The sequence below is a fragment of the Paraburkholderia sp. SIMBA_030 genome, from assembly GCF_046535245.1.
Taxonomy (GTDB): domain Bacteria; phylum Pseudomonadota; class Gammaproteobacteria; order Burkholderiales; family Burkholderiaceae; genus Paraburkholderia.
The window spans coordinates 1-254 of record NZ_JAWRXB010001071.1 but is presented as its reverse complement, the minus strand read 5'-3'; the positions used below and the strand labels follow the sequence as shown (position 1 = coordinate 254).

The 254-nt window shown below is 60.2% G+C and carries 1 pseudogene; it reads right to left on the bottom strand.

Annotated elements, in window-relative coordinates:
- Positions 1 to 254: pseudogene (locus SB772_RS43315) on the bottom strand (MFS transporter); the annotation flags it as partial.

The window sequence follows — 254 nt, the reverse complement described above, 5'->3', positions numbered from 1 at the left end:
CGGCGCGAGCTTCGACACCAGCGAAGGCTGCGACGCTTCCAGAATATTGAAGCCGAGGAAGTACACGAACAGCACGGCGGCCACGATTGCTATGGTATGCGCAAGCGAGCCGAGCAGAAGCTGGCCGATCAGAATAAGCCCAATGGCCGAGACCACCACGGCCTTCATCTTGCCCTTCTTCTCCGCCGCGATGATGGCCGGCACCATCAGCACGAACGACAGGCCCATCACGGGCAGATAGATCATCCAGTGCG